19 protein-coding genes are annotated in these 20,889 nt (G+C 65.7%); 12 read left to right on the forward strand and 7 right to left on the reverse strand.

Translation table 11 applies throughout. The annotated features are described in order from the left end of the window. The first annotated feature begins 174 nt into the window (after positions 1 to 174). The gene (locus tag ACF8O7_RS13100) at positions 175 to 1,428 is read left to right on the forward strand and encodes a hypothetical protein (RefSeq protein WP_016454644.1); all 1,254 of its coding nucleotides are present in this window, start codon (positions 175 to 177) and stop codon (positions 1,426 to 1,428) included. A gap of 328 nt (positions 1,429 to 1,756) precedes the next feature. On the opposite strand, the gene ACF8O7_RS13105 is transcribed toward ACF8O7_RS13100, so the two are convergent. After that, complete coding sequence (locus ACF8O7_RS13105) at positions 1,757 to 2,986, reverse strand: MFS transporter (RefSeq protein ID WP_016448071.1); 1,230 nt, start codon at positions 2,984 to 2,986, stop codon at positions 1,757 to 1,759. Positions 2,987 to 3,287: 301 nt separating this feature from the next. Here ACF8O7_RS13105 and ACF8O7_RS13110 point away from each other — a divergent pair, with 301 nt between their 5' ends. Next, a complete protein-coding gene (locus ACF8O7_RS13110) occupies positions 3,288 to 3,863 on the forward strand; it encodes a hypothetical protein (protein ID WP_016448072.1) in 576 nt (191 codons plus the stop codon). A 45-nt stretch (positions 3,864 to 3,908) separates the two neighbouring features. On the opposite strand, the gene ACF8O7_RS13115 is transcribed toward ACF8O7_RS13110, so the two are convergent. Then, positions 3,909 to 4,478, reverse strand: a complete 570-nt coding sequence (locus tag ACF8O7_RS13115; RefSeq protein WP_126313222.1) for a helix-turn-helix domain-containing protein — start codon at positions 4,476 to 4,478, stop codon at positions 3,909 to 3,911. A 14-nt stretch (positions 4,479 to 4,492) separates the two neighbouring features. Here ACF8O7_RS13115 and ACF8O7_RS13120 point away from each other — a divergent pair, with 14 nt between their 5' ends. The 9 genes from ACF8O7_RS13120 (at position 4,493) to ACF8O7_RS13160 (ending at position 15,590) form a co-directional block, all read left to right on the forward strand. Continuing rightward, positions 4,493 to 5,395 carry a DMT family transporter gene (locus ACF8O7_RS13120; protein WP_016448074.1) on the forward strand — a complete coding sequence of 301 codons (903 nt, stop codon included), beginning with the start codon at positions 4,493 to 4,495 and terminating at the stop codon, positions 5,393 to 5,395. 976 nt (positions 5,396 to 6,371) lie between these two features. Continuing rightward, a complete protein-coding gene (locus ACF8O7_RS13125) occupies positions 6,372 to 7,829 on the forward strand; it encodes a hypothetical protein (RefSeq protein WP_227469599.1) in 1,458 nt (485 codons plus the stop codon). A gap of 183 nt (positions 7,830 to 8,012) precedes the next feature. Then, a complete protein-coding gene (locus tag ACF8O7_RS13130) occupies positions 8,013 to 8,744 on the forward strand; it encodes a type 1 glutamine amidotransferase (RefSeq protein WP_016448076.1) in 732 nt (243 codons plus the stop codon). Positions 8,745 to 8,855: 111 nt separating this feature from the next. Further along, positions 8,856 to 9,665: a DeoR family transcriptional regulator gene (locus ACF8O7_RS13135; RefSeq protein WP_392443481.1), complete on the forward strand. Its 810-nt coding sequence runs from the start codon at positions 8,856 to 8,858 to the stop codon at positions 9,663 to 9,665. A 34-nt stretch (positions 9,666 to 9,699) separates the two neighbouring features. Continuing rightward, a complete protein-coding gene (locus ACF8O7_RS13140; RefSeq protein WP_151019788.1) occupies positions 9,700 to 10,620 on the forward strand; it encodes a substrate-binding domain-containing protein in 921 nt (306 codons plus the stop codon). Positions 10,621 to 10,679: 59 nt separating this feature from the next. Beyond that, positions 10,680 to 12,197: a sugar ABC transporter ATP-binding protein gene (locus ACF8O7_RS13145; protein WP_392443483.1), complete on the forward strand. Its 1,518-nt coding sequence runs from the start codon at positions 10,680 to 10,682 to the stop codon at positions 12,195 to 12,197. Further along, positions 12,194 to 13,219 (forward strand): ABC transporter permease, encoded by a 1,026-nt coding sequence (locus ACF8O7_RS13150; protein WP_392443485.1) that lies wholly within the window; start codon positions 12,194 to 12,196, stop codon positions 13,217 to 13,219. The genes ACF8O7_RS13145 and ACF8O7_RS13150 overlap by 4 nt, the downstream gene beginning before the upstream one ends. Positions 13,220 to 13,279: 60 nt before the next feature. Then, positions 13,280 to 14,248, forward strand: coding sequence for a sugar kinase (locus ACF8O7_RS13155; RefSeq protein ID WP_016448082.1), 969 nt, complete (start codon positions 13,280 to 13,282; stop codon positions 14,246 to 14,248). Between the two features lie 4 nt (positions 14,249 to 14,252). After that, the gene (locus ACF8O7_RS13160) at positions 14,253 to 15,590 is read left to right on the forward strand and encodes a D-tagatose-bisphosphate aldolase, class II, non-catalytic subunit (RefSeq protein ID WP_392443487.1); all 1,338 of its coding nucleotides are present in this window, start codon (positions 14,253 to 14,255) and stop codon (positions 15,588 to 15,590) included. Here the strand turns inward: ACF8O7_RS13160 and ACF8O7_RS13165 are convergent. Further along, the gene (locus ACF8O7_RS13165) at positions 15,565 to 16,479 is read right to left on the reverse strand and encodes a LysR family transcriptional regulator (RefSeq protein ID WP_312840624.1); all 915 of its coding nucleotides are present in this window, start codon (positions 16,477 to 16,479) and stop codon (positions 15,565 to 15,567) included. The two genes, ACF8O7_RS13160 and ACF8O7_RS13165, sit on opposite strands and share 26 nt — an antisense overlap. A gap of 118 nt (positions 16,480 to 16,597) precedes the next feature. On the opposite strand from ACF8O7_RS13165, the gene ACF8O7_RS13170 reads away from it, so the two are divergent. Further along, on the forward strand, positions 16,598 to 17,641 hold the full coding sequence (locus ACF8O7_RS13170; RefSeq protein WP_312840625.1) for a bile acid:sodium symporter family protein: 1,044 nt from the start codon (positions 16,598 to 16,600) through the stop codon (positions 17,639 to 17,641). Between the two features lie 59 nt (positions 17,642 to 17,700). On the opposite strand, the gene ACF8O7_RS13175 is transcribed toward ACF8O7_RS13170, so the two are convergent. The 4 genes from ACF8O7_RS13175 to ACF8O7_RS13190 form a co-directional block, all read right to left on the reverse strand. Beyond that, positions 17,701 to 18,801 carry a DUF6817 domain-containing protein gene (locus ACF8O7_RS13175; protein ID WP_312840626.1) on the reverse strand — a complete coding sequence of 367 codons (1,101 nt, stop codon included), beginning with the start codon at positions 18,799 to 18,801 and terminating at the stop codon, positions 17,701 to 17,703. Further along, positions 18,798 to 19,328 carry a cupin domain-containing protein gene (locus ACF8O7_RS13180; protein WP_017404667.1) on the reverse strand — a complete coding sequence of 177 codons (531 nt, stop codon included), beginning with the start codon at positions 19,326 to 19,328 and terminating at the stop codon, positions 18,798 to 18,800. Before ACF8O7_RS13180 ends, ACF8O7_RS13175 begins: the two co-directional genes overlap by 4 nt. Before the next feature lie 4 nt (positions 19,329 to 19,332). Continuing rightward, positions 19,333 to 20,142, reverse strand: a complete 810-nt coding sequence (locus tag ACF8O7_RS13185; RefSeq protein ID WP_012205012.1) for a MetQ/NlpA family ABC transporter substrate-binding protein — start codon at positions 20,140 to 20,142, stop codon at positions 19,333 to 19,335. A gap of 79 nt (positions 20,143 to 20,221) precedes the next feature. Then, positions 20,222 to 20,887 (reverse strand): methionine ABC transporter permease, encoded by a 666-nt coding sequence (locus tag ACF8O7_RS13190; RefSeq protein ID WP_012205011.1) that lies wholly within the window; start codon positions 20,885 to 20,887, stop codon positions 20,222 to 20,224. Positions 20,888 to 20,889 lie beyond the last annotated feature (2 nt).

The raw sequence follows: 20,889 nt of genomic DNA on the forward strand, positions 1-20,889 counted from the left end.
GCAGAGCGGGTGTAAGATGCCGTGAGCATCACTCGATAACCTTGCACTATCTTGAGAGAAAAAACAACCACCCATAGAGAATACAAAGGTTTCCTTACGATATTCTCATTGATATCTCTTATCTATGGGATCTGGATATATGGCAATTGGCCAGGAAATCTGGGCAATGACAGCATGGCCGCCTTGATGGAGGCAACAGATAAAACAGGAAATATATCGGTTGGAAAAACAGCGATATGGATAGGCTTTATCAAGCTGGCACTGGCACTGAACAGCAGTATTGGCACGATCACAACACTGCAGATGATGGTTTCTGCATTCGTTTTCTCCAGAATAATCCACTACATTTACAATAACCACGGAATACTGCGATCTGCCATATTTTTTGCTTTCTTTGTTGCAACACCTCACATCCTGAACTTTTCCGGGATGCTCTACCCGGACGGACCATTTGCCATTTGCGGAATTGGATTTATCTTCGAAATATGGATATGCCTGAGGCGTTCTAAAGTCACATCCTTCTCCGCTTTCGTTATTTTTCTATGCATGCCTTTCGCCATCTTCGCAAGGTCGAATGGGATAGTATTATTGATACCTTTTATATATCTTTTATTCAAAACAGATCGATTCGGCCGCATCATTATCGCCACAATCGGCATTTTCTGGACTCTGACATCCACGTTCCTGACTCTGCATCAAGCAGGAAAGCCACAAGAGGCCACTTATCCATTGGTTATTTTCGAGACAGCCAACTTTGTTCAACCACGCCCGTTTTCCGTGGCCTTCGGCCTGCCTGCATACAATGTCTCCAAGACCACCGTCGAAGTACTTGAAAAATACGGTGGCATTCAGAAATTCAACGATTGGTACGATCGAGACTACTGGGATTCTCTTGTACACCAACCGAACTCACCGAACGTTCTTACAATACTCCCAGAGGACAAGGAGATCCTGATCAAGGAGTTTTCCAGATACAATCTCTGGCACAATATTCCCGCATTCCTGTCAAGCCGGGTCAATGTCTTTATGGTTTCCGCCTTGGCTGATGGCCACTTTCCCACGGCAGAGACAAAGAGCTATGTTCTGAAGAATTTCCAGGATTATTATTCAGAGCTGTCGCCCCCTCCATTTCTTAGCAAATGGATCACCCTTCTCAATTCCATTTCATGGAAATACAGGTTTATTCTCTGGTCACCTTTTTTCGGCATGGCCATGCTGGCTGTTGCCACCATAATGGCATGGAAACGCTTGAAGGCCGACCATCTGGTTATCTATGCTTCTCTAATTCTGCAGTTGTTCGCGATTTTTCTCTTCTCCAGCGCCGGGGAATACAGATATCTATTGACCTACTTCCTGCTCCCGATAGCTCTTTACCCGATGATCTGCGATTTACGCCGCAGCGCCCCTGCGACAACGAAGATGTCTTGATCTGGAGGCAATCGCCTTTCCACGCACCAGCCCACATCGACATCACACAGAGAAGCTTCTCACAGGCGCAAGATTGGCGTGACCGGCAGCCTTCGACATAGCGTGGCCAGGCCCACTGCGTCCTCAAAATCGATCACGCTGCGGCCATCCGTGCGAGCCGCTCGCCATAGAGCTTTTTCGAGCTTTGATGGGCATACTGACGGCATCCGCTTTCCGCCGAGCCTGAGGTCTTTCTCCTCCCTCCCTCTCAATACTTCTCAGGCACGCCCCCAGGGCATCGGCTTTTCCATACCCGGGCCCGCAGCCATCTGGTTCGCGGGCCTGCCTGTCAGCCCCTGCCATCACGCCCGGCGCATTCGGCACGCCACACCGCAAGAGCCGACAGCGCGGCACTGCCACCCGCCAGCAGGATGGATGGCGTATAGCCACCCCAGACATCGAACAGCCAGCCTGCCAGGCTGCCCCCAGCCACGGCAGCAATGCCGACCGCCACATAGAGCGCCCCCAGGATGGCACCCAGGTTCCGCGTGCCGAACCAGGTCGCGGCGACAGCCGGATACAGCGCGATGCAGCCGCCGTTGGCCGCGCCGAACACCAGCGCGAAACCGGCCAGTGCCACGAAGCCTCGCGCCATGGCCCACAGCCCGCACAGCACTGCCAGGGACACGGTGAGCACCAGCAGAAAACGCAGCGCCCCCATCCTGTCGCCCAGCCGGCCCAGCGCAAGGCGCCCCAGCACATTGCCCACGCCGATCAGCCCGATCAGCCCATTGGCCTGAGCGACAGACAACCCCTGCTGGCGTGCCAGCGGGTTGATGTGGATCAGCGCCAGGAACAGGCCGATGGAGCCCAGAAAGATGGCCGCGAAATACCACCAGAAACGGGCCTGCCGCGCCGCCTGGGCCAGGTCCATGCCCTGGGCGGACTGCCCGGCGGCAGGGTCACCCGAAGGCGGCACGCCGTCGGGATGCAGCCCCAGCTCCTCAGGCCGGCCGCGCAGGACCGCCGCCGCCGCCAGGCCAGTAAGTGCGATGGCTGCGGCATATACCTGCATGGTCAGTTGCCAGGACAGGTGCTCCATGAGTGCGCCCGCCACCACGGGGCCGAGCAGCGTGCCCAGCCCGGTGCCCGCCAGCGCGATGCCGGAGGCAGAACTGCGCCACAGCACGAACCAGCGCGCAATGGTGGAGACGGCGGGCACATACACCAGGCCCACGCCCAGGCCGACCAGAATGCAGAAGGCGCCCAGGAACAGCACCGGCGATGAGGACAGCAGGCTGCTGGCCACAAAGCCCAGCGCCAGCAGCACGATGCCGGCCGAGGTGACGGTGCGTACCGAGGTCCTGTCGCTCCAGGCCCCCGAGAACACGCCCACGCCGTAGTAGATCAGGGCAGTCAGGGAAAAGATGGAGGCCGTGGAAAAACTACTGGCGCCAAACTGGGTCTGAATGCTGGCAAAAAACGCCCCGAACGAATAGGCCGCGCCAAAGATCAGCGCCAGCAGCACATGGACGGCGCCCACGATGTACCAGCCCCGGAAAAGTCTGCCTCGCCTCATTTGCATCTCCTTGGTATGGGATGACTTTAGTTGTCTATACATGCTTAGACATTAGGTATCAACCCCAGGAATACAGAGCAAAGAGCGAAATTGCAAGGACGGCGCACCTGCAAGGTCGGCAGCATTCCATAGCCGGTGTATGGGAGACAAGGCGTTGTTCAGAGGGACGGCCGCAAGGGTGCATGGGCTGGGGCCATCGCCTGTGGCAATCCATGCCTCCTTGCGCCCAGCCGCTGAGCATCTATGATCGCCACGAAGAATCGTTTTCTTCCTGCATCCGTTCACGGGCTGCATTCTCTCCATGCGCAGATCTTCTCGCCGACAGCTTCCCTCGCCCGCCCGCACGGTACCGGGCACCGTGCCCGGCGTTTTGCAGCGCTTGGCTTTCTGGAGCCTCATTGCAATCTTGGCGTGCGCCCTAGGCACTCTTTCCGTGGCTCATCCGGCTGCCACAGCTCTCACAGTCACTGCATTGGTCAGTTGCGGAGCATGGTCGAACAACCGCGAGAAAACCAGATTGCAGGCGCTTGCCGCCACCCGCAACGGCGAGTCGATCTGCGGCTTCGCCCGTTCCTTCGATTTGCGCAGCACAGATCCTTTGGTAATCCGCGCTGTGTATGAACAGCTTCAGGAAGAACTGCTCAGCTACCAAAAGAGCTTTCCTGTCCGCGGATCCGACCGGCTTGAGGAAGAGCTCGGCCTGGACGGTGATGATCTGGACATGAGCGTTGCGACAGCCATTGCACGTCGCTCGGGCAGGTCACTGGAAGGCACGCAGTCCAACCCCTACTACGGCCGCGTCATGACTGCATCCGATCTTGTGTATTTCTTCAACGGCCAGTCTGAAGTGGCACCGCAGGCCACCGCATTTCACTGACGACGGTACCTTGCTCAAAGCACGGCACAGACCGCTGCAGCGCCCTCAGGAAATCACATTCCGAATGAACCGCGTCACGCCTTCGTGCAGGTTCATGTAGGCGTAGTCCTGGGCGCTGCCGTAGATGGCGTAGTCGCCGGCCTCGATGGTCATGGGGCCTTCGCTCAGGTCCACCAGCAGGCGGCCTTCGACCACGACGATCATTTCATGCCAGCCTTCCGGGTCGGGTTGGGCCTGGTAGCGTTCGCCGGGGCCCAGGGACCAGGACCACAGCTGAGCCTCGCGCGTGGCAGGCACGCTGCCCAGCAGCATGGCCTGGCTTTCGGGCCGGATGCCGCGCCAGGCCATGGCGTTCATGCGCAGGCGCTGCGCGGCCGGGTCGCTGACGATTTCTATGAAGCTGGCGCCCAGCGCATCGGCCAGCCGATCCAGGCTGGACAGGCTGATATTGGTGTCGCCGCCTTCCAGCTGCACGACCATGCGCCGGCTCAGGCCTGCGGCCTCGGCCAGGGCCGCCTGGCTCAGTCCTGCACGCTGGCGAAGGCGGCGCAGGTTTTCGCTGACGAAAGCCAGGACATCGGAGCGCCCGCCAGCGCTGTGCAATATATTTCTCATATGATCTGCGCAATATGTTGCACACGTCATCTTCTCACAGTTCGCGCACGCCGCTGCTCAGCCGGCAGGAGCTTGCCCTCATTGCCGTCACCATGGTCTGGGGCGGCACCTTTCTCGTGGTCCACCTGGCCATGCAGCACAGCGGGCCGCTGTTCTTTGTGGGCCTGCGCTTCGTCACGGCGGGTCTGATCGGGCTGCTGGTGTTCCGCAAGGTCATGGCCGGGCTCACGCGCACCGAGCTGGTCGCAGGCACGGCCATCGGCGCCAGCATCTTTCTGGGCTATGGCCTGCAGACCTTCGGCCTGCAGACCATCAGCAGCAGCAAGTCGGCGTTTCTGACCGCCTTGTATGTGCCCATCGTGCCCCTGCTGCAATGGCTGGTGATGGGCAAGCCGCCGCGATTGATGAGCTGGATAGGCATCGGCCTGGCCTTCACGGGCCTGGTGCTGGTGGCGGGGCCCGAGTCCGGGGGAATGGAGTTGAACGTGGGCGAGATGGCGACCATGCTGAGCACGCTGGCGATTGCGGCCGAGGTGCTCCTGATCGGGCATTTCGCGGGCAAGGTCGATGCGCGGCGCGTGACCACGGTGCAGTTGCTGGCGGCCGGCACCATGGCGCTGCTGGCCATGCCCGTGGCTGGCGAGTCGGTGCCGGATTTCTCGTGGATCTGGCTGACGGCCGCCGTGGCCATGGCCTGCGCCAGCATCCTGATCCAGCTGACCATGAACTGGGCCCAAAAGTCCCTGTCGCCCACGCGTGCGACCGTGATCTATGCCAGCGAGCCGGTCTGGGCCGGCATCGTGGGACGCATGGCCGGCGACCGGCTGCCGGGGCTGGCCATCCTGGGGGCAGTGCTGATCGTGGGCGGAGTGCTGGTCAGCGAGCTGCGCCTGGGCAGGCAATCACCTAAGCCGTAACGCACCCCGGCTGCGCCCCCGGCGTGCTGGGCCGCACCTGTCCAACCCTGCCGCAAGGCCACAGGCGAATTGCTGCGCAGGACAAACAGCGGGGGGCATGCCAACCGCCTTGAAAGCCAGGTCAGGACACTTCTCAGAAGCTCTTGAAAAACGGTATTTTCATAATCAATCAGAAACATCCGATCTCAAATAACCCATTCCTAGGATAAATCCCATTTATTCAATAATCCTAAGACGACTCTGAAAATCCGATTCCCATCAAAAAAATCGATACAGAACCCAATCAACCCTTTAGATTCCGATTTTGAAAACAGGCAAGCCATTCATCGGCTTGATGGTCATTCAATTCAGGAACTCATGAAAGGGCGATGGAATGCAAAAGCATGGCACGGGGAATCGACGGAAATTGGCCGGCTTTACGGCGGCAATGGCAGCCAGCTGCACAATCGTTTTGGGGACGGGTGGCACCGCATGGGCCGCCTCGGCAGGGCAAGGTCGCGGCTATGCGCTGGAAGCGAAGGCCGGCGTTTCATTGGTAGACCTCGGGCTGGATATCCCGCTGGTAGATACCGGACTGCAAAGTGCGCCGCCGGCGTTCAATGTCTCCGGGAAAATGCTTGCTGCAGACATCGGGACCGCCACCGACAGCTTGATTTCATTGAAGGCGGGGGTGCTTTCGGCAAGCACCGGGAGCTCGCTGGCGCAAAACCGCGTTGAAACAACCGCAGGCATCAGCGACGTCAACCTGTCAATCGCTGGCGTCGTGGCCATCAAGGCCGATGTGCTGCAGTCCCAAGTGCAGGCAACCTGCGTCAATGGCGCCGTCCAGCCCACCGGGGCCGCGACCATCGAGAATCTGGGCATCTCCGTGCTCGGCGTCCCCATCTCAATTCCACTGAATCCATCCCCCAATACCGGACTGAATGCCGGAATCCTGGAAATCGTTTTCAATGAGCAAACTCCCGTGGATGGGGGAATGGAAGTCAATGCCCTGCGCATTGGCGCAAAAATACCCACCTTCGCCGACGTCAACCTCGTCTTCGGCCATTCGCAAGCCTCGCTTGCCGACTGCACCGCAGTGGAAGGGGATACCACGCCACCTGCGGTAGACATCACCACGTCCCCGGTGATCAATGCAGGCAACCAGGACGCCTACATCGTCGCAGGCAGTTGCACCGCGGGCGATGGCAATGTGAAGGTGACCATCGGCACGGCCCCAAAGTTCGTGGCCATGACGACGGCCTGCAATGCAGCCGGAGCCTGGACGGCACCGGCTGCCAATGTGGCCAGCCTGCCCCAGGGTCCGGTGGACATCACGGCCATCCAGACCGATGCGGCCGGCAACACCGGCACGCGAAGTGTCATCACCACCAAGACCACAGCCGCAGCCACGGACACGACGGCACCCGTGGTCGCGGTAGTCAACGCAGCCGCGATCAATGCCGGCAATGAGCACGGCTACACCGTCTCGGGCACCTGCACGGCCGGCGATGGCGATGTCAGGGTGAGCATCGGCACGGCGCCCAACTCCGTGGAAGCCATCGCAGCGTGCGGCAGCAACGGCCAATGGACCACTGCCGCCACCGACCTGGGCGGGCTGCCTGCGGGCACGGTGCCCATCCAGGCCAGCCAGACCGATGCGGCTGGCAATACAGGGACCGCCAATGTCTCCGTCACCAAGGCAGACACCACGCTGCCTGTGGTCACAGTGGGCACCGCGCCCCAGATCAATGCCGGCAACCAGGGCGCCTACATCCTCTCTGGCACCTGTACAGTCGGCGCAGGCAACGTCACGGTGACCATAGGCACGGCGCCCGACGCGGTGGTGGCCACTGCGCCCTGCGACAGCAATGGCGATTGGACCACCCCCGCCACCGACGTGAGCGCACTTCCTGCGGGCACGGTGGGCATCCATGTGGCTCAGACCAATGCCGCCGGCAATTCGGGCACGGCCGATGCCACGGTCACCAAGGTCGATACCACGCCGCCCACCACGCCCTCGGTCACGGTAGTGAATCCTCCCCCGATAGACGCGGGCAACCAGGGCGGCTACATCCTCTCTGGCACCTGCACGGCCGGCGGTGGCAGCGTGACGGTGACCATCGGCACGGCACCCAAGGCCGTAGTGGTGACCGTGCCCTGCGATGGCAATGGCCACTGGACCACTCCTGCCACGGACGTGAGCGGCCTGCCCAAGGGATCGGTGACCATCACGGTCACCCAAACCCAGGCGACGGGCGATGTCGACTCAAGCACTGCGACCACCATCAAGACCACGCCTGGCGCGGGCGATGCCCCAGGCAGCGACTCCGTCGCAGCCATCCCCGTGGGCGGGGCCTGGGCCTCCCTGCTCCTGCTGGGCGCGGCGGCGCTGGGACTGCGCCGCCGTGGCAGGCAGCCGGGCCCGCAGTGCTCCGGGCGGCACCACGATTGACGTAGTTGCCACCATCAAAGGCGCCACGGCCGTGGCGCCTTTTTGCATTGGGCCTGCGCAAGGCATGGGGCGGCCTTGATGCGGCCTTGATGGCGTTGTGCGCAAACACAATCCGCCCTTGAGGCAGCCGTCCCTAGAGTCAAGGCCTCACAACAAATGGCTTCCCGATGAAGCCGCGCCGCCATGAGACCTGTCGCCATCCTCCAGCACGAATCCACCCAGGGCCCCGGCGTTCTGCGTGAACACCTGGAGCAGCAGTGCATTCCCTACCGAATGTTGCAGCCCGCCCTCGATGGCAGAGCCCCTGTGCATGCCGCCGACTACAGCGGCATCGTGGTGCTGGGCAGCAACCATTGCGTCAACGAGGGCCTGCCCTGGATGGAGGATGAACAGTCCCTGCTGGCCGACGCGCTGCGGCATGACGTTCCCGTGCTCGGCCACTGCTTCGGCGCGCAGATGCTGGCGCGCGCCATGGGCGCCAGGGTCTGGCGCAACCCCTGCCCCAACATTGGCTGGAGCCGCATCTGGGTGACGGCTGCCGCCCAGCAGCTCATGGACCTGCCGCGCGAGGCCACGATCTTCCATTGGCACTACGACACCTTCGAGATCCCGCGCGGCGCCGTGCGCACCATGTACGGCAGCCATTGCCTGAACAAGGGTTTTCGACATGGTCGGCACTGGGCCTTCCAGGGCCACATGGAGGTGACTGCCGCCAGCGTGGCTGCCTGGTGCGCCGAAGGCCATGACGAGCTGCTGCGCGCACGCGGCCCCGCGGCGCAGACCGAGAGCGAGATCCTGCGCCACCTGGACCTGCGCATTCCCGTGCTGCACGCCCTGGCCCACCGCACCTACCGGGCCTGGACGTCTCAGCTGCAGCGGCCCGTGGTCGTGCCCCTGAGCGCGGCCAGCCGGTAAACCTTCCAGGCCAGGCAATCCCTGGTGAATACCCTGGGTGCGCTTGACGCAGCTTTTGCGTGCAGGGAAACTTTCGATACGAAATAGAAGACTTTCGAATCGAAAGAATCCATGCAGGAACAAGGCAACAGTTCACTCAAGCGCAGGCTGCAGATCGTGGAGCTGGCGCGCAAGACCGACGAGGTGCGGGTCGAGGCGCTGAGCGTGCTCTTCGGCGTCTCCACCGTCACCATCCGCAACGACCTGCACTACCTGGAGCAGCAGGGCTATGTGGTGCGCGCCTTCGGCAAGGCGCGCTACAACCCGGCCCTGCTCAAGACGGCGGCCGAGCTGCCCGGCGCCCACGCCGCCGCACAAGGCCCGGCACAGGCCCAGGTAGCCCAGGGCGCGCTGGGCTGGATCGAGGACGACGCCTCGGTCTTCCTGGGCAGCGGACGCATCACCCACCGCGTGCTGCCGCTGCTGGCCAGCCGCCAGGGCATTGCGCTGACGCTGCACGACCTGTCCATGGTGGCGACGGCACGGCAGTTTCTCGATTGCGCCATCCACGTCACGGGCGGCTCGCTGGCCGGCGACGAGCCCTGCCTCATCGGCCCCGGCGCTGAAACGGGCCTGCGCGGCCGGCCGCTGGACATCTGCCTTTTCGAGATCTGCGGCATCGACGAGCGCAACCGCCTGCTGTGCCGCGACTCGGGCGCCGCGCGGCTGTACGCGGCAGCCGTGGAGCACAGCGCCAAGGCCGTGGCGCTGGCACTGGATCTGGACAGCACCTCGGGCGGACACCCGGTCTGCGACATCGCTCAACTCGACGGCCTGTGCGCGCACCAGGACATGGAGCCCGGCGCCTTCGATCTGCTGGCACGCCACCGGCTGCAGGCCACCCACAAGGCAGAGGGCCGCATCGAGTTCGCCAGAAGCTGAGTTTTTCCACAACGACAGAGGGAGGGAGACCGCCATGGACCGCAACACGTTTCTCCGGCGCATGCTGGCCGGCGCATTCACATTCGGCCTGCCGGCCAGCCCGGTGCTTGCACAGCCGGGCCCCGGCCCCGCGCGCACCCTCGGCGTGTCCCTGCTCACGCAGCAGCACCCGTTCTACCTGGAGCTGGCCCAGGCCATGCAGCAGGAAGCCGCGCGGCAGGGGCTGAAGCTGGACCTGAGCATTGCCAACCAGGACCTGGGCAAGCAGATCTCCGATGTGGAGGACTTCGTCAGCAAGAAGGTCGATGCCATCATCCTGTCGCCCGTGGATTCACGCGGCGTCAAGGCCGCCGTGCTCAAGGCCGCTGCCGCCCGCATACCCGTGATCACCGTGGACATTGCGGCCAGCGGGGTGGAAGTGGCCTCGCACGTGGCCACCGACAACCGCGCCGGCGGCGTGCTCGCCGGCCAGCTCATGGCCCGCGCCACGGGTGGCAAGGGCCAGATCGGGGTGCTGCACTACCCGTCCATACAGTCCGTGGTCGATCGCGTGGAGGGCTTCAAGTCGGCCATCGCGGCCTTCCCCGGCATGAAGATCGTCTCGGTACAACCCGGCATCACACGCGCCGAGGCCCTGTCCGCATCGCAGAACATGCTGCAGGCCCACCCCGACCTGGCAGGCATCTTCGGTTTTGGCGACGATGCGGCCCTGGCCGCGCTGGCCAGCGTCAAGGCCGCCAGAAAGCTGGAGCAGGTGAAGATCGTGGGCTTTGACGGCATGGCCGAGGCCCGCGCAGCCGTGGACCGCGAACCGGCCTTCGTGGGCGTGATCCGCCAGTACCCCGACCAGCTGGGACTGCAATCCGTGGCCCTTGCCGCGCAATTGCTGTCGGGCAAGCCGGTGGAAAAACTCCACCCCGTGCTGCCCGGCGTGTACACGGCTGCCGCCAGGTAAATGGACCTGCGGAGCCCGCCATGCCAGGCCCCACTGCACACGGCCGCCCAGGCCGTGCCATGCTCGACGCCGTTGCGCCGCCCCCCATGCTAGAGGCCCGGGCACTGGCCAAATCCTTTGGCGCCGTGCAGGCACTCAAAGGCGTTTCCTTCCGCCTGCGCGCAGGCACGGTGCACACGCTGCTGGGAGAGAACGGGGCCGGCAAATCCACCCTGCTCAAGATCCTGGCCGGCGTACACCGGCCCGATGGCGGACAGCTGCTGGTGGCCGGCGCCCAGGCCCGGCTCGGCAGCCCCGGCGATGCGCAGCGCCACGGCATCGCCATCGTTCACCAGGAGCTGAGCCTGGCGCCCAACCTCAGCGTGGCGGACAACCTGTTTGCCGCGCGGCTCCCGCAGCGGGCCGGCTGCGTGGACCGCCGCGCACTGCGCCGCGACGCCGCCGCGCTACTGGCCCGACTGGGCATGGACCTGGACCCCAACGCGCAGGTGGCCGAACTGTCGCTGGCCCAGCGCCAACTGGTGGAGATCGCCAAGGCGCTGGCCCAGCCCTCGCGCATCGTCATCATGGACGAGCCCACGTCCTCGCTCAGCGACAGCGAGGCGCAGATTCTCTTCACCCTCACCGCCCGCCTCAAGGCCGAGGGGCGCGCCATCATCTACGTCTCGCACCGCATGGACGAGATCATGCGCATCTCGGACGAGATCACCGTCATGCGCGATGGCAGCTCCATCTGCACCCTGGCGCGGGACGAGACCGACATCGGGGCGCTGATCGCGCTCATGGTGGGGCGCCAGATGCAGGACATCTATCCGCCGCGCGGCCCCGCCCCTGACCGCAGCACGCGCGCCCTGCTACAGGTCCGCGGGCTGGGCCTGGCCGGGCGCTTCGAAGGCATTGACTTCGAGGTCCACGCGGGCGAGATCGTGGGCTTCTTCGGGCTGGTGGGCTCGGGCCGGTCCGATGTCATGGATGCGCTGTTCGGCATGCACCGCTGCACGGGCAGCATCCTCATGCACGGCCGGCCGCTGCGCCTGCGCTCGCCGGCCGACGCCATTGGCCAGGGCATGGCCTTCGTGACCGAGAACCGCAAGGAGCAAGGCCTGGTGCTGGACCAGTCCGTGCAGCACAACATCTGCATGGTGCAGGTGCACAGCGGGCGCGGCGGCGCACTGCTCACCGACGAGGCCGCCGAGCAATCGCTGGCCCGCGCCTGCGTGCAGCGGCTGAAGATACGCGTTGCCGGCCTGCAGCAGCCCGTGCGCCAGCTGTCGGGCGGCAACCAGCAAAAGATCGTGTTCGCCAAATGGCTGGCCATGCGCCCCCGGCTGCTGGTGCTGGACGAGCCCACGCGCGGCATCGACGTGGGCGCGAAGTTCGAGATCTATGCCCTGATCCGCGAGCTGGCAGCGGCCGGCACCGCCGTCATCCTGGTGTCGTCGGAGCTGCCCGAGGCACTGGCCCTGAGCGACCGGCTGCTGGTCATGCGCAACAAGCGCCTGGTCCAGAGCCTGGACACCCTTCATCTGCGCCAGGAGACCGTGATGGCGCACGCCACCGGAGCAGGACTGCCATGAACCATTCCGACCTGGGCCTCCCCGCCACGGGCGCGCCCGAAGAACGCCTTCCCGGCGACCGGCGTTATGACGGCAGGCATGGCTGGCGGCATGCCTGCAAGCCGCTGCGGCGCCACGCCGGCACGCTCATGGGCCTGGCCGGCCTGGTGGCGCTGTTTTCCCTGCTGTCGCCCGCCTTTCTCACGGCCGGCAACCTGCGCAACGTGCTGCTGCAGGTGTCCATCATCGCCATCGTGGCCTTCGGCATGACCTATGTGCTGCTGCTGGGCGAGATCGACCTCTCGGTGGGATCGGTGGTCGCCCTGGCAGGCAGCGTGGCCGGCCTGATGCTGGGCCAGGGCCTGGCGCCCGCCCTGGTGCTGCCCGCCGTGCTGCTGTGCGGCCTGCTGCTGGGCGCGCTCAACGGCTCGCTGTCGGCGCTGCTGCATCTGCCGTCCTTCATCGTGACGGTGGCGACCATGGGCATCTTCCGGGGTCTGGCCTATATCGTCTCGGGCGGCATGCCGGCGCCGGTGGACAGCGAAGCCTTTCTGTGGATCGGCAACGGCGAATGGCTGGGCATGCCCGTGCCCATCTGGATCCTGGCCGCACTGCTGGCCGCCAACCACTTCGTGCTGGCCCGTACCGTCTTTGGCCGCAAGACCTATCTGGCAGGCGGCAATGCCGAGGCGGCCACCTATGCGGGCATACGGGTGGGGCAGCTGAAGATCGCCATCTTCATGCTGTCGGGACTGATGGCGGCCGTGGGCGGCCTGCTGCTCACCTCCCGCCTGTACTCGGCCCAGCCCAACGCGGCCATGGGCTGGGAGCTGGACGCCATTGCCGCCGCCGTGCTGGGCGGCACGCGCCTGGCCGGAGGCCACGGCAGCGTTGCGGGCACCTTGATAGGGGCGCTGATGATCGGCGTCATCAACAACGGCATGAACCTGATGAGCGTGCCCTACTTCTATCAGCTCATCGTCAAGGGCAGCGTGATTCTGGTGGCCGTGTGCATTGATGTGCACAGCAGGCGCAGGCGCTGACGCATGGGCCGGCGGTGCAGCGAACGGCGCACGGGGTTTGATTCCAAAGGGAGGGAGAGCATGCAATCCATCATGACCATGGGCGAGATCCTCGTCGAAATCATGGCCGAGCGAAAAGGCCAGAGCTTTCGCGCGCCGGGGCCGCTGACCGGGCCCTATGCCAGCGGGGCGCCCGCCATCTTCATCGACCAGGTGGCCCGGCTGGGGCATCCGGCCGCCATCATCGGCTGCGTGGGCGATGATGATTTTGGCTGGCTCAACATCGACCGCCTGCGCCGCGACGGAGTGGACACCAGCGCCATCGCCGTGTGCAAGGGCGCCGTCACGGGCAGCGCCTTCGTCACCTACCGCGACAGCGGCGAGCGCGACTTCATCTTCAACATCACCAACAGCGCCTCGGCACAGCTGCAGCCCGAGCAGGTCAACCAGGCCGTCCTCAAGGACTGCGCGCACTTCCATGTCATGGGCTCGTCGCTGTTCTCGTTTCGCATCATCGATGCCATGAAGAAGGCCATCGAGATCGTCAAGGCCCAGGGCGGCACCGTGTCCTTCGACCCCAACGTGCGCAAGGAGATGCTGCGCATCCCCGAAATGCGCGAAGCCCTGGCCTACATCCTGGAGTTCACCGACATCTTCCTGCCCAGCGGCCACGAGGTCACGCAGCTGGCCCGCTCGGCCGACGAGGCCGGCGCCATCGCCGAGATCTTTGCGCGCGGCGTGCGCGAAATCGTGGTCAAGCGCGGCGCCGACGGCTGCAGCTACTTCAGTGCCGACGAGCGCATCGACCTCGACGCCCTCCGCGTGAACGTGGCCGACCCCACGGGCGCGGGCGACTGCTTCGGCGCCACCTTCATCACCTGCCGGCGCCTGGGCAAGACCGCGCTGCAATCGCTGCGCTACGCCAATGCGGCCGGCGCGCTCGCCGTCTCCAGCAAGGGGCCGATGGAGGGGACCTCCGGCTTTGCCGGGCTCGACGCGCTGCTGGCACAACAGCCGCAGCACCTGCGGCATGCGGTGATGGAGGGCTGAAACCATGCTCACCCACCTCACCCGTCTGGCACAGTCACGCTGCGGGCAGGCGCCAGCAGCCGCTGGCGGCGCGAACGGCGCACTCGGCATCTACTCCATCTGCTCGGCCCATCCCCTGGTCATCGAGGCCGCCATGCACCAGGCGCTGGACGACGGCACGCCGCTACTCGTGGAGGCCACCGCCAACCAGGTCAACCAGTTCGGCGGCTACACCGGCATGCAGCCCGCCGACTTTCGCCGTTTCGTGCTGGCCATTGCCGACCACTGCGGCCTGCCGCCAGACCGCGTGCTGCTGGGCGGCGACCACCTGGGCCCCACGGCGTGGACGCATCTGCCTGCCGCCGAGGCCATGGACCTGGCGCAGGACTTGGTACACGCCTATGCGGCGGCCGGCTTCGTGAAGCTGCACCTGGACGCCAGCATGGCCTGCGCAGACGACCCCCAGGCACTGGACGACGCCACCGTGGCCCGCCGCGCCGCCCTGCTCTGCCAGGCGGCCGAGCAGGCCAGCACCTGCCCCGCGCCCGGCCCGGCCTACGTGATCGGCACCGAAGTCCCCGTGCCCGGTGGCGCCGCGCATGCGCTGGAGCATGTGGAAGTCACCGCGCGCGCCGACGCCCAGCGCACGCTGCAGGTGCACCGCGACGTCTTCGCGCAGCAGGGGCTGGACGCTGTCTGGCCGCGCATCATCGCGCTGGTGGTGCAGCCGGGCGTGGAGTTCGATCACACGCGCGTGGTGGACTACGCGCCAGCCGGGGCAGCCGACCTCCGGCAGTTGCTGCGCCAGCATCCGCAACTGGTCTTCGAGGCCCACTCCACCGACTACCAGCGGCCCGAGGCCCTGCGCCAGCTGGTGCAGGACGGCTTTGCCATCCTCAAGGTCGGGCCCGGCGCCACTTTTGCGCTGCGCGAGGCGCTGTTCGCGCTGGCCGCCATCGAGGAGCAGCTCGTGGATGCACCCCAGCGCTCCCACCTGCCCGCCGTGCTGGAGTCGGCCATGCTGGGCCGCCCCGCCAACTGGGAGCGCTACTACCGCGGCGAGCAGCCCGATCCCGGCGCCCAAAGGCTGCTGCGCATCTACAGCTACAGCGACCGCATCCGCTACTACTGGGCCGACCCCACGGTGAACGCCGCCGTGGCGCGGCTGCTGGACAACCTGTCCGCCTGCGCCCTGCCCGAGAACATGCTCAGCCAGTTCCTCCCAGCCCAATACCAGGCCGTGCGCGCCGGGCGGCTGGCACCCTCGCCCCACGCACTGGTGCTGGACCGCGTGCGCGAGGCGATACGGCCGTATGCGGCAGCCTGCAACGCGAGCCTCACAGCTGTCCCGCCTCCCCCCTGATCAAATCCCACACGCTTTGCGCCACGGGCGACAGTTCGCGTTGGCGGCGGCGCACCAGCATGATGTCGCGCTGCACGCGCGGCAGCAGGGGGCGGCTGGCAAGGGCGTCGGGGGCGGCGCCACTCGCGGGAATTCGCCATGTCTGCGGCACGGCCAGTTCCGGCACCACGCTCAGGCCCAGGCCCGCCTGGAGCATGCAGAAGATGGTGGTGGTGTGGCCGACTTCCTGGACCACGGCGGCCTCGGCGTCGTGGGCCTGCAGCGCGGCGTCGATCAGGCGGCGGCTGCCCGAGGCGTGGTCCAGCAGTACCAGCGGCTGGCCGGCCAGGTCGCTCCAGGCCACCTGGCGCTTGCGGGCCAGCCGGTGCGTGGCCGGGCAGACCAGGCAGAACGGTTCACTGAGTATGGTTTCGCAGTACAGGTCGTCGCGGCCTTGCGGGTCGATGACCACGCCGAAGTCCACCTCGCCGCTGCGCACGCTTTGCAGCACGTCGCTCTGGATGCGGTCCAGCAGCAGCAGCTCGATGCCCGGCGCCTGCTCGCGGCAGCGCGCAATGCAGCGCGGCATCAGATGCGCCGACAGCGTGGGGCTGCTGGCCACGCGCACCTTGCCCAGGCGCTGGGTGGCTAGGCCGCTGACTTCGAGCAGGCATTCATCCAGCGCGTCCAGCACGCGCGTGGCATGGCCCTGCAGCAGTCGGCCGGCGTCGGTCAGCTCCACCTCGCGCGTGGTGCGGTGCAAAAGCTGCACGCCCAGGGCCTGCTCCAGCTCGGTGACGTTGCGGCTGACGGCGGGCTGGGTGAGCGCCATCAGCTCGCCGGCGCGGCTGAAGTTGCGGCTTTCCGCCACGGCCAGGAAGGCGCGCAGCTGGCGCAGGCTGATATTCATACGGAAAAATTATAAAACCATCAGATAAATCCATTTCTCTTTTCAATGGCCGTGGCGTCCAATCGGGGCCTTGCAGCCTGGCTGCACGAACCGATAGTTAGTTGGAGAGAGTTTTCCCATGGCACGCCCCCGCTTCGCCCCTGACAATTTCACGCTGATGCTGCTGTCCACCGTGGCACTGGCCAGCTTCCTGCCCGCCTCGGGCGCCGTATCGCAATGGCTGGAGGTGGCGACCACGCTCATGGTCAGCCTGCTGTTCTTCCTGCACGGCGCCAAGCTCTCGCGCGAGGCCATCTTTGCCGGCATAGGCCACTGGCGCCTGCACCTGACCATCTTTGCCGCCACCTTCGTGCTCTTTCCCCTGCTGGGCTGGGCGCTGCGCCCCGTGCTGGAGCCCCTGGTCACGCCCGAGATGTACATGGGCGTGCTCTTCCTGTGCACGCTGCCGGCCACGGTGCAGTCGGCCATCGCCTTCACGGCCATGGCGCGCGGCAACATGCCCGCTGCCGTGTGCAGCGCATCGGCCTCCACGCTGATGGGCATCGTGATCACGCCCATCCTGGTCAGCATGCTGCTGCACAAGAGCGCCGAAGGGGGCGACGCGCTGCAGGCCATCGGCAAGATCGCGCTGCAGCTGCTGCTGCCCTTTGTGCTGGGCCATCTGCTGCGGCCCGTGATCGGCGGCTTCATCTCGCGCCATGCCAAGCGCGTGAAGTTCGTGGACCAGGGCTCCATCCTGCTGGTGGTGTACACGGCCTTCAGCGCCGCCGTCATCAGCGGCCTGTGGCAGCAGACGCCCCTGCCCGCGCTGCTGGGCCTGCTGCTGCTGTCGTCCATCCTGCTGGCCCTGGTGCTGGTCATCACGTCATGGACGGCGCGCCGCCTGGGCTTTTCCAAGGAGGACGAGATCACCCTGGTGTTCTGCGGCTCCAAGAAGAGCCTGGTCAGCGGCGTGCCCATGGCCAAGGTGCTGTTCGAGTCCAGCGCCGTGGGCGCCATCGTGCTGCCGCTGATGATCTTCCACCAGCTGCAGCTCATGGTCTGCGCCGTGCTGGCCCAGCGCTATGCACGCCGGCCCATGCATCCCGAGGCGATCGAGGATGGCGCCGTGCCCGCCAGCGCTGCGCCGGCCGCCAAGGCCGGAGCGGCGCCGGCCAAATAAGGCGCGGGCGCGCTCCCATCACAAAAAAGCCTGGCTCTCGCGCCAGGCTTTTTTGCATCTCAGCCCTTCAGGGCCAGGTTGTTGAGCTTGTCCAGGCGCTCGGGCCAGCTTCCCTGCTGCGCCGACTGCAGCAGGATGCGCGTCCAGGCGATCCAGGCGTCCCACTGCACGCGCTTGTCCCAGGCATTGCCCCAGCCGCTGAAGCACTGCAGCGCGCTGGCGGCTGCGCGCGCGGCGTCGTCGGCGCGGCCGGCAGACAGGTAGAGCTGGGCCAGCACCATCTGCGGCTCGCCCACCCAGGGGTTCAGGCGCACGGCGCTTTCCAGCACGGCCGTGGCGGCGTCCAGGTCCACCAGCGGCTGGTCCAGCTGGATCACCGACCAGTACAGCGACACGGCAGCGGCCTCGTCGCCAGGCGACAGCTGCCGGCTGCAATGGTCGAACACCGGCGGCAGCGGCAGCTGGGCGCGCAGCGCCGGGTGCTGCAGCGCACGGCCCAGGTCGCTGATCTGGCTGAGCATGCGGCTGGCAGGCCGCATGGGGCCGGGCCACAGCGAGGCCGCCCAGTGCACGCCCTGCTGCCGCTGGTTCTGCACCTGCGGAAACTGCGAGTAGATGTCTTCCTGCCAGCTGAACCACTGCTCCATGGCATCGGCCATGCTCACGATGGTGAAAGCCGCCACCTCATAGGCGCTCAGGCGCTGGCTGCGGCCGGCGGATTCCAGCGCCATGGAGCCGTCTTCGGCCAGGTCGCCGGCCAGGATCTTCTGCATGAACTGCGTGCGGCTCATGGTGCAGAACAGGTAGACCAGGTGCTCGGCGCCCTCGCCCACCAGTTCGCGCAGGCGGCCGCGCTCGCTGCCCGCGTCGAACTTGACCAGGTCCACGAAGGCGTTGCCGTAGACGCTGTGCAGCAGGCCCAGCAGGCGCACGTCGCGCGGCTGGCGCCACAGCGCCAGCGAACGGGCCACGCCCGCCAGGTGGTGGCGGAAAGTGCCGGCCTTGTGCCAGTCCTGGCCCACGCCGCGCGCCAGCACCACGGGCAGCACGGGGGCGAGGTCGGCATCCCTGCGCAGCCATTCCTCGTCCAGCAGGTCCTGGGCGCGCGTGAACAGCGCATCGTCAAGTGTCTGGAACAGTGTCGGGACAGGCAGGCTCATGCGGGCACCTCCATGGCAGCGGCGGGCCGCTGGGTATATTGCGCCACCCAGCCCGCCGTATCGGCGAACAGGCGCAGCGCCTTGATGCGCCGCGTGGCGGTCAGCGTGAAGCGGTGCTCCACGCCGGCCGGTATGCGCAGGTAGTCGCCGGGCTGCACGCGCAGCACGCGCTCTTGGCCGTGGGCATCAAAAAAGCCGAACAGGCCTTCGCCTTCGAGGATGTAGCGCACCTCGTCATCGGCATGGGTGTGAGGCTTGTCGAAGCGCTCCAGCGCCTCGTCCAGGCCCGGCGTGCCTGGGTGCAGCACGACCAGGTCCATGCTGTGGTAGCCATGGGCCACGCATTCGTCGACCACCAGCATGCCCACGGCCTGGACCACGGTGGCCTTGCCGCCGTCGTCCAGCTGGGCCTGCGCCAGCAGCGCGGCCAGGCCGGGCTCGGGCGCCAGCGGGCGGTGCTGCCATTGCACGCCGATGGCGGCCACGAAGTCCGCGTCGGAAACCCGGTGGGATGCGAGGCTGCCCATGCTCTTACCAGGCCGCCGTGTAGGCGCCCTTGAACTGCGTGTCGATGAACTGGCGCACCTCGGGCGACTGATAGGCCTTGACGAAGGCCTGCAGGCCCGCGTCCTTTTCATGGCCGGCGCGCGTGGCGATCAGCACGGTCACGTACGGCGTGTCCGTGGCTTCCAACGCCAGCGAATCCTTTTGCGGCGACAGGCCTGCGGCCACGGCGTAGCTGCTGTTGACGGCGGCAGCGTCCAGGTCGTCCAGCGAGCGCGCCAGCTGGGCGGCCTCCAGCTCGACGAACCTCAGCTTCTTCGGATTGGCCGTGATGTCCAGCACCGAGGCACGGGCGCCCGCGCCGGTCTTCAGTTCGATCAGCTTTTGCGCGGCCAGCACCATCAGCGCACGCGAGCCATTGGTGGGGTCGTTGGGGATGCCCACGCGCGCACCGCTCTTGAGGTCGGCCAGGCTTTTGATCTTCTTGGAGTACACGCCCATCTGCTGGTTGACCGCACGGGCCACGGGCACGAGCTTGTAGCCGCGGTCCTTGTTCTGGGCGTCCATGAAGGGCTGGTGCTGGTAGATGTTGGCATCCAGCTCACCCTGCGACAGCGCCGCATTGGGCTGGATGAAGTCGCCGAACTCGACCAGCTTCACCTTCAGGCCGTTCTTCTCGGCCACTTTCCTGGCCACCTCGGCGATCTGGGCATGCGGGCCCGAGGTCACGCCGATGGTGACCGAGCCGTCGGCCGCATGGGCCGGCAGCGCGGCCATTCCCGCCAGGGGCAGGACGGCAGCCAGGGCCAGCGATTGAAGCAATGCGCGCTTTTTCATGGAATCCCTCTTTCAGACAATCTCGCGGCAGCTTGCCGCCCCGGCCACGCCAGCCGCACCGGCCGCCGGGGTGTGTGGATCAGCGGTGGCTCAACCTGCGCACCGCCCAGTCGCCCAGGCTCTGGATGGCCTGCACGAAGAAGATCAGGATGATGACCACGGCCAGCATCACATCGGGCAAAAAGCGCTGGTAGCCGTAGCGGATGCCCAGGTCGCCCAGGCCGCCGCCGCCAATGGCGCCGGCCATGGCCGAGTAGCCGGTCAGGCTCACGAAGCTGATGGTCAGGCCCGCCACGATGCCGGGCAGCGCCTCGGGCAGCAGGATCTTCCAGACGATCTGGCCCGTGGTGGCGCCCATGGACTGGGCCGCTTCCACCAGGCCGTTGTCCACCTCGCGCAGCGCGGTCTCCACCAGGCGCGCCACGAAGGGGGCTGCCGCAATGGTCAACGGCACCACGGCCGCCCAGGTGCCGATGGACGAGCCCGTGATCAGACGCGTCAGCGGGATGATGGCGACCAAAAGGATGATGAAGGGGGTGGAGCGCAGGGCATTGACGATCCAGCCCACGATCTTGTTGGCCGGGCCGTTCTGCAGCACGCCGCCGTGGTCGGTCAGGCGCAGGAACACACCCAGGGGAATGCCGATCAGGCCGCCCACCAGGCCCGAGACGCCGACCATGATGATGGTCTCCCACAGCGAGCTGACGAACAGCTCCAGCATCATTTCCGAAAAATTCTCAAACATCG

Origin of the sequence: Delftia sp. WSY_16, assembly GCF_043104415.1 — a bacterium.
In the GTDB taxonomy this organism is placed as follows: Bacteria; Pseudomonadota; Gammaproteobacteria; order Burkholderiales; family Burkholderiaceae_C; genus Comamonas; species Comamonas tsuruhatensis.

Coding starts and splice junctions, on each gene's coding strand:
- ACF8O7_RS13100 (WP_016454644.1), top strand. CDS start 175: ATGGCCGCCTTGATGGAGGCAACAGATAAAACAGGAAATATATCGGTT.
- ACF8O7_RS13105 (WP_016448071.1), bottom strand. CDS start 2,986: ATGAGGCGAGGCAGACTTTTCCGGGGCTGGTACATCGTGGGCGCCGTC.
- ACF8O7_RS13110 (WP_016448072.1), top strand. CDS start 3,288: ATGCGCAGATCTTCTCGCCGACAGCTTCCCTCGCCCGCCCGCACGGTA.
- ACF8O7_RS13115 (WP_126313222.1), bottom strand. CDS start 4,478: ATGAGAAATATATTGCACAGCGCTGGCGGGCGCTCCGATGTCCTGGCT.
- ACF8O7_RS13120 (WP_016448074.1), top strand. CDS start 4,493: ATGTTGCACACGTCATCTTCTCACAGTTCGCGCACGCCGCTGCTCAGC.
- ACF8O7_RS13125 (WP_227469599.1), top strand. CDS start 6,372: ATGGAAGTCAATGCCCTGCGCATTGGCGCAAAAATACCCACCTTCGCC.
- ACF8O7_RS13130 (WP_016448076.1), top strand. CDS start 8,013: ATGAGACCTGTCGCCATCCTCCAGCACGAATCCACCCAGGGCCCCGGC.
- ACF8O7_RS13135 (WP_392443481.1), top strand. CDS start 8,856: ATGCAGGAACAAGGCAACAGTTCACTCAAGCGCAGGCTGCAGATCGTG.
- ACF8O7_RS13140 (WP_151019788.1), top strand. CDS start 9,700: ATGGACCGCAACACGTTTCTCCGGCGCATGCTGGCCGGCGCATTCACA.
- ACF8O7_RS13145 (WP_392443483.1), top strand. CDS start 10,680: ATGCTCGACGCCGTTGCGCCGCCCCCCATGCTAGAGGCCCGGGCACTG.
- ACF8O7_RS13150 (WP_392443485.1), top strand. CDS start 12,194: ATGAACCATTCCGACCTGGGCCTCCCCGCCACGGGCGCGCCCGAAGAA.
- ACF8O7_RS13155 (WP_016448082.1), top strand. CDS start 13,280: ATGCAATCCATCATGACCATGGGCGAGATCCTCGTCGAAATCATGGCC.
- ACF8O7_RS13160 (WP_392443487.1), top strand. CDS start 14,253: ATGCTCACCCACCTCACCCGTCTGGCACAGTCACGCTGCGGGCAGGCG.
- ACF8O7_RS13165 (WP_312840624.1), bottom strand. CDS start 16,479: ATGAATATCAGCCTGCGCCAGCTGCGCGCCTTCCTGGCCGTGGCGGAA.
- ACF8O7_RS13170 (WP_312840625.1), top strand. CDS start 16,598: ATGGCACGCCCCCGCTTCGCCCCTGACAATTTCACGCTGATGCTGCTG.
- ACF8O7_RS13175 (WP_312840626.1), bottom strand. CDS start 18,801: ATGAGCCTGCCTGTCCCGACACTGTTCCAGACACTTGACGATGCGCTG.
- ACF8O7_RS13180 (WP_017404667.1), bottom strand. CDS start 19,328: ATGGGCAGCCTCGCATCCCACCGGGTTTCCGACGCGGACTTCGTGGCC.
- ACF8O7_RS13185 (WP_012205012.1), bottom strand. CDS start 20,142: ATGAAAAAGCGCGCATTGCTTCAATCGCTGGCCCTGGCTGCCGTCCTG.
- ACF8O7_RS13190 (WP_012205011.1), bottom strand. CDS start 20,887: ATGTTTGAGAATTTTTCGGAAATGATGCTGGAGCTGTTCGTCAGCTCG.